This window comes from Deinococcus radiodurans R1 = ATCC 13939 = DSM 20539 (assembly GCF_000008565.1).
GTDB lineage: Bacteria > Deinococcota > Deinococci > Deinococcales > Deinococcaceae > Deinococcus > Deinococcus radiodurans.
Map to the genome: position 1 here is coordinate 2,234,081 of NC_001263.1, position 8,420 is coordinate 2,242,500.

9 protein-coding genes and 1 pseudogene (1 of these 10 cut by a window edge) are annotated in these 8,420 nt (G+C 68.8%); 2 read left to right on the forward strand and 8 right to left on the reverse strand.

Annotated features, from left to right (window positions below):
- Positions 1-110: 110 nt before the first annotated feature.
- Positions 111-539 (reverse strand): hypothetical protein, encoded by a 429-nt coding sequence (locus tag DR_RS11515; RefSeq protein ID WP_010888869.1) that lies wholly within the window; start codon positions 537-539, stop codon positions 111-113.
- A 245-nt stretch (positions 540-784) separates the two neighbouring features.
- On the opposite strand from DR_RS11515, the gene DR_RS11520 reads away from it, so the two are divergent.
- Positions 785-2,203: a DR2241 family protein gene (locus tag DR_RS11520; protein WP_010888870.1), complete on the forward strand. Its 1,419-nt coding sequence runs from the start codon at positions 785-787 to the stop codon at positions 2,201-2,203.
- A gap of 5 nt (positions 2,204-2,208) precedes the next feature.
- Here the strand turns inward: DR_RS11520 and DR_RS11525 are convergent, their stop codons facing one another.
- The 4 genes and pseudogenes from DR_RS11525 to DR_RS11540 all read right to left on the reverse strand — a co-directional run bounded on the left by DR_RS11525 (position 2,209) and on the right by DR_RS11540 (position 5,147).
- Positions 2,209-2,664 carry a peroxiredoxin gene (locus DR_RS11525; protein ID WP_010888871.1) on the reverse strand — a complete coding sequence of 152 codons (456 nt, stop codon included), beginning with the start codon at positions 2,662-2,664 and terminating at the stop codon, positions 2,209-2,211.
- A gap of 32 nt (positions 2,665-2,696) precedes the next feature.
- Positions 2,697-3,338, reverse strand: a complete 642-nt coding sequence (phoU, locus tag DR_RS11530; protein WP_010888872.1) for a phosphate signaling complex protein PhoU — start codon at positions 3,336-3,338, stop codon at positions 2,697-2,699.
- A gap of 102 nt (positions 3,339-3,440) precedes the next feature.
- Positions 3,441-4,357, reverse strand: a pseudogene (locus DR_RS11535) (sensor histidine kinase).
- 73 nt (positions 4,358-4,430) lie between these two features.
- Positions 4,431-5,147: a winged helix-turn-helix domain-containing protein gene (locus tag DR_RS11540; RefSeq protein WP_010888874.1), complete on the reverse strand. Its 717-nt coding sequence runs from the start codon at positions 5,145-5,147 to the stop codon at positions 4,431-4,433.
- Between the two features lie 131 nt (positions 5,148-5,278).
- Between DR_RS11540 and DR_RS11545 the strand changes: the two genes are divergently transcribed.
- Entirely contained in the window at positions 5,279-5,581 is a 303-nt protein-coding gene (locus DR_RS11545; RefSeq protein WP_162177801.1) for a hypothetical protein, read from the forward strand.
- 125 nt (positions 5,582-5,706) lie between these two features.
- On the opposite strand, the gene DR_RS11550 is transcribed toward DR_RS11545, so the two are convergent.
- The 3 genes from DR_RS11550 to DR_RS11560 all read right to left on the reverse strand — a co-directional run.
- Entirely contained in the window at positions 5,707-6,168 is a 462-nt protein-coding gene (locus DR_RS11550) for a CoxG family protein (protein WP_027480365.1), read from the reverse strand.
- Between the two features lie 39 nt (positions 6,169-6,207).
- Complete coding sequence (locus tag DR_RS11555) at positions 6,208-7,251, reverse strand: alpha/beta hydrolase family protein (RefSeq protein ID WP_027480366.1); 1,044 nt, start codon at positions 7,249-7,251, stop codon at positions 6,208-6,210.
- Between the two features lie 115 nt (positions 7,252-7,366).
- A protein-coding gene (locus tag DR_RS11560; RefSeq protein WP_027480367.1) for a metallophosphoesterase crosses the window boundary here: on the reverse strand, positions 7,367-8,420 show its 3' portion. The gene runs 206 nt beyond the window's last position; 1,054 of the gene's 1,260 nt are visible here — the last part of the coding sequence; its start codon lies off the right edge, out of view; the stop codon is at positions 7,367-7,369.

Consider the following 8,420-nt stretch of genomic DNA (forward strand, 5'->3'; position numbering starts at 1 on the left):
TGTAGCGGCCTGACCAGAGAAAAGGGCGGAGCGCAGGGAACTCAAGCAAGAGCCGAAAGAAAGAGAAAAGCCCCGCCCCCTTATAAGAAGCGGGACAGGGAAAAGGAGCTTTAGCGGCGGCGCAGCATCGCGCTGCCGATCATGCCCGCAAGGCCCACCAGGCCGGCCTTGACCATCGGGTTGCTCAGCGCGCCGCCCTGAGCGAAAGCGGCTTCCAGCGGGCTCTGGCCGCCCTGCATGGGGGCCTGGGCCGCCTGGGTGTAGGCGTTGCCGAGGGCCACGGGGTCGTTGTGGTCCACCTGCTGCACCGGGTTGGCGGGGCTGCGCACGATGGCGTCGCCGACCTGCTGACGCTGATCGGGGCTCATCTGACCGAAGTAGTCGCGCATGATCTGGCTGCGCTCGTCGGGCGAGGCGTTGTCGAGGTAATCCTTGATGTACGCGGCGGCTTCCTGGGGGCTGACTACACCGTCACCGTTGGTGTCGCGGGGGTCGAGGCGGGCCATCTGCTCGTGACGATCGTTTTGCTGGAAAAACATAGGAAACCTCCTGAGAATTGAACTTTCGTGCGTCGTCAGCCTAGACAGCGGCGTTGTCAGTCAGGTGAAGCGAGGTTTCAGAGGGGTTTAGGGTCCGTGGGTACCGGCGGCGCTGAGCCTTCCGTAAGGCGTAGAAGCCAGCTCCACATCGCGCCGGTTCTCGTCCTGCTCGTTAAAATTCACTCGCCCGGCTCGCAGAACGGGCAAACTTCCCTTTTGACAAATGCTCTAGGCTAAAGCTGACTATGCGTTCTCTGGTTCTGATCGGACACGGTTCCCACCATCACGGCGAGTCGGCGCGGGCCACGCAGCAGGTCGCCGAGGCGCTGCGCGGACGCGGGCTGGCCGGTCACTTGCCTTACGACGAGGTGCTCGAGGGCTACTGGCAGCAGGAGCCGGGGCTGCGGCAGGTGCTGCGGACGGTGGCCTACAGCGACGTGACGGTGGTGCCGGTCTTTTTGTCGGAAGGCTACGTGACCGAAACGGTCCTGCCCCGCGAACTGGGGCTGGGCCACCAGGGACCGGTGCCGACCGGCGGCGTGGTCCGCGTCCTGGGGGGCCGCCGGGTGCGCTATACCCGGCCCCTCGGCGCACATCCGGGCATGGCGGACGCGATTGCCGCGCAGGCCAGAGACACCCTGCCGGAAGGCACCGACCCGGCAGACGTGACCCTGCTGCTGCTCGCGGCGCGGCCCGGCAACGCGGCGCTCGAAACACACGCCCAGGCACTGCGCGAACGCGGCCAGTTCGCTGGGGTAGAAGTGGTGCTGGAATCGCGCGAAGCGCTGACTCCCGAAAGCCACGCGGCCAGCGCCGTTCCCCTCAGCGAGTGGCCGAGCCGGGTCGAGGCAGGGCAAGCAGTGCTGGTCCCTTTTCTGACCCACCTCGGCAAACACGCGGCGGAACGCCTTCAGCAGGCGCTGGCGCAGGCCGCCGAGCGCTTTCCACAGGCCCCGCCCCTGCACGTGGGCGGGCCGGTAGGAGAGCACCCGGCGGTGGCCGAGGTGGTCCTCGCCCTGGCTGCCGAGGGTCGCGAGGACGAGCGCGGCGGCGACATTGACCAGGCACACGCCGAAGCCTGGGCCGCGCTGCGGCACCTGGCCGAGCGGGGCGGGCGCCTGGGGGAAGTGCTGCTGACCCCGTACGGCGGGCTGTTTGAGCTGCGCCACACCCTCGACGAGGGCCGCGCCACGCTCGATCTGCAAACTGTAGTGACGCCCGAGGGCCTGCGCGACCTGACCGCCCGTGACGAGGCCGGACGCTGGCGGCCCATTCGCACCTGGCGCACGCTGCCGCGCGGCTGGCGAGCGGTGCTGTCCCCCGCCGACCTGCGGCTGGGGCTGGAACTGCTTTATCCGGCGGTCATCGAGGAAAGCTACGCCCACGAGCACCGCCGCCTGCACTGGACGCCCTGGATGTCCACCGCGCGGCGGCAGACCGGCACCCTGGCCCGCGTGCAGCGCGCGACGCCAGATCAGGTGGACACGGTGGCGGCCCAGGTGTGTGCCTCCTGCCTGCGGACCCGGCTGTGGGCAGGGCACACGTTGGGGCAGACCATCTTCAGTGGCGTGCCGGGCGGCTTGCCCTGCGCCGAGGCCTGCACGGTCCTGCTCGCCGCCGTGCGCGACGAGGTGGGGCGGGAGGCAATGGGGTCAGGAGACTGAGACCGTCACAGCCCGCGCAACTGCTCCAGCACCGCCCCCGGACGCACGGTGTACTGCCCGGTCTGTTCCTCGACGTGCTGATACCGGACGACGCCCTCACGGTCAATCACGAATACGGCCCGTCCGCTGATGCCGCGTTCGTCGATGGCGACGCCGTACTGCCGGGCGACTTCGAGCTGCATATCGGCGAGCAGCGGCACCTCGATGCCGTACTCGGCGGCCCAGGCGCGGTGGGCGTACACGCTGTCGCGGTTGATGCCGAGCACAACGGCCCCCGCCTCGGTAAAGTCGTCCTGCGAGCCGCTGTATTCGGGGAGTTGCATGGAGCACACCGGGCTGAAATCGAGCGGGTAGAACACCAGCACCACATGGCTCTGGCCCCGGTAGCTGCTGAGGGTGATGTCCTGCCCGGTGGAAGCAGGCAACGTGAAGTCCGGCGCGGGCTGTCCGACGAGGGTCATGGCCGCAGTGTAGAGCAGGGGTGACGGGCCGCTTACTCGCGCGAGCCCGTCACCCAGTAACGCACGCGCTCGGCCACGTTCTCCATGTGGTCGCCCACCCGTTCCAGGCTGCGGCCCACCCGCATGAGCATCAGGGCCTTGGAGATGTTGCGGGGGTCTTCGAGCATGTAGGTGACGAGTTCGCGCTGAATCTGCTCGTAGAGCTCGTCCACCTCGTCGTCCATCCGGGTGGTGTTCTCGGCGCGGGTCACGTCGCGGTCGGCGAGCGAGGTCCGCAGGTTCTGACTCATCTCGGTCAGGCGGCTGAGCATCCGCGAGAGGTTGACGTACTTTTTGAGCGCGGGGGCCTGAGCAAGTTCGGCGCCGTCCTCGGCCACATGCACCACGTAGTCGCCCATACGCTCAATGTCGGAGAGGCTCTTGAGAATCAGCGCCACGAGCCGCAGGTCGCGCGCCACCGGCTGATGCAGCGCGATGATGCGCAGGCACTCGGCCTCAAGCTGCGCTTCCTGGGCGTCCACCTCGCGGTCGAGCGAGCGCACCTCGCCCAGCAGGTCGGCCCGCTCGTGCAGCAGCACTTCGGCGGCTACCGGCAACATCCGTTCGACGGTGCCGAGCATGTTCAGAGCGCCGTTGAGGACCGCCCGCAAATCCGCTTCCAGAGCTTCACGCATGACCTCTAGAACGTAGCATCTGGCCGTCAGCGGGGGGTCATTAAGGCCACCATGGATGCGGAGTCGGGCAAGTCCACTCTCGCCTTTGCCCGCTATTCATTGTCAGCCCAGCCCGCCCACCCCCGGCAAGGTGAACGAGAAGGCGTTGCGCTCGCCCTGCCGCTCGGCCCACGCCTGACCGCCCCAGCCCTGCACGATGCTGCGGACGATATACAAACCCATGCCGCTGCCCTGGCCGGTCGCGTCCCGGCCACGGGTGTGCGCCCGGAAGAGGCTCTCAGTGTCGGGAATAGGCTCGCCCCGGTCAAGGACGCTGACCTCAACCCAGGTGCCGCGCTGTGCCGTCATGACCTCGATGCGCTGACCGGCGGGGCCGTACTTGAGGGCGTTTTCAATCAGGTTGAGCAGCACTTGCAGCAGTTTGTCGGGGTCGGCGCGCACGAGGTGGTCTTGCCCGAAGGCGAGTTTGACCTGCCGGGCCGCCACCTCCGCCGCGAGCAGCCGCTCGGCGCGGGCAAAGGCCTCGGCCAGCGGCAGCGTGCGGGCGCGGGTAGGCCGGAACCCCACCGCGAGGTCCTCGACCAGCCGCGCCAGCCGCTCGGTTTCTTGCAGGCCCTGGCGCACGAAGTTCTGGGCGAGGTCCTGGGGCATGTCGTATTCCAGCGCCTCCAGCACGCCGCGCAGGGCCGCCACCGGCGTGCGGAATTCGTGCGAGAGCACCGCCGTCGCCTCGCGCAGTTCGGCCTCCCGGCGGCGGTGCTCGGTCACGTCTTCCACGATCAAGGCGGCGCTCTCCCCCGTGCGGGTGCCGGTGCAGCGCAGGGTGCGGCCTCCCACCTCCAGTTCGAGTTCACCGCCGCGCTCCAGCAGGGTTTCAAGGGTGTGGCGCCGCACGACTTCGAGCACCGGGCGCCCGGCGGCGCGCTCTGCGGCACCCCCCACAGCCTCACCGCCGCCGCGTTGACGCGCTTGACCAGCCCGCCCTCGGTGAGCAGCACCGCCTGGGGGAGCGCGTCCATCCAGCTGTCCTGACCTGGGGCAGGCAGCTGCGGCGTGCTTCGGGCAACTCGGAACCCGGCAGCCCAGCGGCAGTCACTTCGGGGCCTCGGCGCGGGCCGCGTCGGCATTCCAGGCGCGCATGCGGTAGCCCTTGCCGCGCACCGTTTCCAGAAAGCTCGGCTTGCCGGGGTCGTCGCCGAGGTGCGCCCGCAACTGCGTGACGTGCTGGTCCACCGTGCGCTCGCCGCCCAGAAAGTCGGCGCCCCACACCCGGTCGAGCAGCTCGGTGCGCGAGTAGACCCGCCCGGCGTTGGCGGTCAGAAACGCCAGCAGGTCGAACTCGCGCCGCGTCAGGTTCAGGGTGCGCCCGGCCAGTTGCGCCTCCGCCGCCGCGAGGTCCACCGTCAGCGGGCCGTTGCCGAGGTGCTGCGGCGTCTCGGGCTGGGCCCGGCGCAGCAGGGCGCGCACGCGGGCCACGAGTTCCGCCGCCGAAAAGGGCTTGGTGAGGTAGTCGTCGGCACCCGTCTCCAGACCCTCGACGCGCTCGGCCTCGGCGGCGCGGGCCGTGAGCATCAATACTGGCAAGCGGCGCAGGTCGTTGTCGGTGCGCAGGCGGCGCAGGAAGCCGATGCCGCTCTCGCCCGGCAGCATCCAATCGAGCACCAGCGCGTCGGCCCCCGCCAGCGCGCCCGCTTCCTCGGCGGCCTGGGTGCTGGCGTAGGCCGAGACGCGCAGGCCCGCGCGCTCCAGATGAAAGCGCAGCACGTCGCGGACCGTGCTCTCATCCTCAATGACAACGACATGGCTCATGACTTCCCATTGTGGGCCGCCACGTCAGCCGAATGTCAGGGAAATCTACCCCTGATGAAATTTGGGTCATCTCCTGCCTGCCCGCATCCCTGTCACAGCTTTGCAAGACCCCGCTGACTAGCCTGAGCGCCATGTGGTTGCTGCTGCCCGGAACCCTGCTGCTGCTGGTCTCAGGAACGTCCTGCGCCCGGCAGTGGCTCTATGGCTGGCACCGCGAGGACGCCCGACGCCGCAGCCACGCCCTGCTCATTCACGTGGGCTTGACGCTGCTGCTGTGCCTCTACGCCCTGATTCCCAGTCACGGCAGCCTGGTGCTCTCGCTCGGGCTGGTCGGCGTACTGACGCTGCCGCTGGGGCTGCTGCTCGTCATGCGTGACCCGCCGCGGGAACTCAGCCAGGGGCACCTGCGGACACGCAGCATTCTCGAACGCTAGGGCAGTTGATAGAAAAGACACCCTCACCCCTCGCTGCGCGAGGCCCTCTCTGCGGTGCAGCTCTTCGAGTCCCATCAAGGTAGAGTGCCAGAAACGCAAGTACTCTATGCGCGCTCAAACCCCGCTCAGGCCAGGCGGCTGCCCGCCGCGATCTGGGCGCTCATGTTGCGGAAGGTCCGGGCAATCAGGCTCTGCACGCGCGGTTCCATCGCCTTGCCGCCCACCTTAGCGAGCGGGCCGCCGAGGTCAGCGGCGCCCTGCCAGTCGAGCCGGGTTTGACCGTCGCCTGTGTCCACCACGTTCGCGCCGGCATTCACTGCCAGGGTGCTGCCTAGGCCGCCGCCCTGAATGCGGACGTGCACCTGTCCCGCCGCCTCGTCGGGCACGATTTGCACCCGTGCCTTGAGGCTGCCGCGCAGCAGCCCGGCTTGCAGCGGCACCGTCACTTCCAGTTCGCCGGGGCCGACCACCTGCACGTCCTGCACGCCCGGCAAGCAGGCGGCCACCCGCTGCGGGTCCTGCACAAAGGCCCACACGACGGCGGGGGGGGCTTGCACCTGCTCCTGGCCGGCAAATTGCATCTGCATGGCGACAGGGTAGCAGGTCGGGCCAGTGCTCCTTTGCCGCTACAGCGTGTCTTTGAAAAACTGCACCGAGCGCCGCAGCGCCAGCCCGAGGTTCCCGCTGAGGTTGTGGTTGTCGCCCTCGTACTTGTAGGCGGTAAACGGCTGCCCGGCGGCCCGCAGGTCGTTGGCGAGGTCCACCTGAAAGCTGTAGGGCACTTCCTTGTCCCCGGTGCCCTGGTGCAGTTGCAGTGGGCGCCCGCGCAGGTCGGCGAGCGACGCATTGGGACTGAGCAGACGCAGATAACGGCGGTTGAGGTCGTCGAGCTGCCGCTTTTCTCCGCCCGGCGGGGCCCAGTCGGTGGCGAGCACGTCATAGCTGGCCACCACGCCCGCCCACAGCGACGCGGCCTTGAGCTCGGGGTCCACCAGCATCGCCCGCAGGCTGAGCTGTCCGCCCATCGAGTGGCCCCACACGCCCAGTCGCTGGCGGTTGACCCGTGCGTCTTTTTTCAGACTGGCGGCAGCATTGAGCACGTCAACGGTGTAGCCGGGGTCGTTGTACCCGCCGCGCGCCTCGCCCTCGGAGTCGCCGTGCCCCCGGTAGTCGCTCTTGAGCGTCACGAAGCCGGCCCGCGCGAAGGCGTCCTGATAGGCGACGTAGCGCTCCGTCGTGCGGTACTCGGCGGGTGGAATGTAGCCGTGGTTAAACACGATGGCGGGCCAGCCCCCCGGCGGCGGGGTGCCCGACGGCACCGTCAACAGGGCGTGGATTTTCAGCCCCTCGGACTGATAACTCACCACCTGCCGCGAGTAGCCCGCGCCGGGGCTCAGGGTGCGAATCACACTCAGGGCGCTGCCGGGATACTTGCGCGCCCGCAACGCCGCAATAGTGATAGGTTGCGCGTCCACCGACTGCCGCAGCAGGGCGTCGTCCCAGTGCGGTACGGAAGACTCGGGTGATGGCGACGGTTGTCCAGTCTGAGGCGGCCCGGTCAGCGGAGGCAGCGAGGGCAACTTCACCCCGGCTTCCTGCGGCTGGGTCAGGAAAATGTACGCCGCCAGTCCCAGCAGCAGCGCCAGCACCCAGGCAATCAGGCGGCGCATGACAAAGAGAGGGAAGGAAAAGACGTAGGCATGAAGTTCCTTGAGGGCCTCACCATGCCGGTTTTCTACAGGCCGGACTGCGAAAGGACAGACAGTTGCTGCTGTTCCCCTTTCCTCACCCCAGCGGACGCCCCGGCACGGCGTACTGCGCGCAGGCGGGCACACTGACCACTTCGAGTTCGGGGTAACGCAGCGCGCTCAGGGCGCCCCCGAAAGCGCAGCCGGTGTCGATATCCACCGTCCGGTTCAGCCAGCGCGGCTGCCTCACCGGAGTATGGCCGTAGACCACCAGCGCGTCTCCCCGGTACTCGGCGGCCCAGTCGCGTCGCAGGGGCAGCCCCGCCGCGTCGCTGCGTCCGTTCACGTCGCCGTACAGGGCAAAGTGGCGCGCCCGCTCGCTGTCGCGGCCCTGGTAGCGCTGTGGCAGGCCCCCATGCGCGGCCACCACCCGCCCGCTGTCGAGCACCAGGTGGCTGCTCAGACTCCCGTAAAACGCCTGCACCTGCGCCTGAAAGTCTGCGCCCGCCGCCTCCAGCTGGGCCAGCGTCACGTCCAGCCCATGCAGCGGCTTCACGGCCCGCCCACCCAGCGCCCGCCGCAGCTTCTCGTCATGATTGCCCGGCACACACAGCGCCGCGCCCGCTGCCACCATGTTCATCACCAGCCGCAGGGTGCCCGCGCTGTATGGCCCCCGGTCTACCAGGTCGCCCAGGAACACGGCAGTGCGTCCCGGCGGCGGGACGGCCCCATCGTCCGTCACCCGGTAGCCGAGGCACGTCAGCAGTTCGCGCAGTTCGTCCAGGCAGCCGTGCACGTCCCCGATGAAGTCGAAGGGACCGCAGAGCTCTCGCCGGTCAACCGGCAGCGGAATCCGGCGCACCTGCGCGCTGTCAGCAGCTTGCGGCGAATCCAGTGTCCAGACCTGTCGGAAGCCCTCCTGTGGCAGGCCCCGCCGGGTGCGGCGCAGTTCGGCCACCTGCGAGGTGAGGTCAAGCAATTCGGGGCAACATTCGCGGGCCGCCAGTCGAGCTTCCAGCAGCGAGCGCGCCAAGTCGAAAACAATGGCAACGGGTGCCACGTCATGTGCCCGCGCCAGCTCCACCAGACGGCGGCGGTCGGCGGGTCGCACCAGATTCGCCTCGATCACCGTGAGCTTCCCCTGCGCCAAC

Coding starts and splice junctions, on each gene's coding strand:
- DR_RS11545 (WP_162177801.1), top strand. CDS start 5,279: ATGTGGTTGCTGCTGCCCGGAACCCTGCTGCTGCTGGTCTCAGGAACG.
- DR_RS11525 (WP_010888871.1), bottom strand. CDS start 2,664: ATGACCCTCGTCGGACAGCCCGCGCCGGACTTCACGTTGCCTGCTTCC.
- DR_RS11515 (WP_010888869.1), bottom strand. CDS start 539: ATGTTTTTCCAGCAAAACGATCGTCACGAGCAGATGGCCCGCCTCGAC.
- DR_RS11540 (WP_010888874.1), bottom strand. CDS start 5,147: ATGAGCCATGTCGTTGTCATTGAGGATGAGAGCACGGTCCGCGACGTG.
- DR_RS11555 (WP_027480366.1), bottom strand. CDS start 7,251: ATGCGCCGCCTGATTGCCTGGGTGCTGGCGCTGCTGCTGGGACTGGCG.
- DR_RS11520 (WP_010888870.1), top strand. CDS start 785: ATGCGTTCTCTGGTTCTGATCGGACACGGTTCCCACCATCACGGCGAG.
- phoU (WP_010888872.1), bottom strand. CDS start 3,338: ATGCGTGAAGCTCTGGAAGCGGATTTGCGGGCGGTCCTCAACGGCGCT.
- DR_RS11550 (WP_027480365.1), bottom strand. CDS start 6,168: ATGCAGATGCAATTTGCCGGCCAGGAGCAGGTGCAAGCCCCCCCCGCC.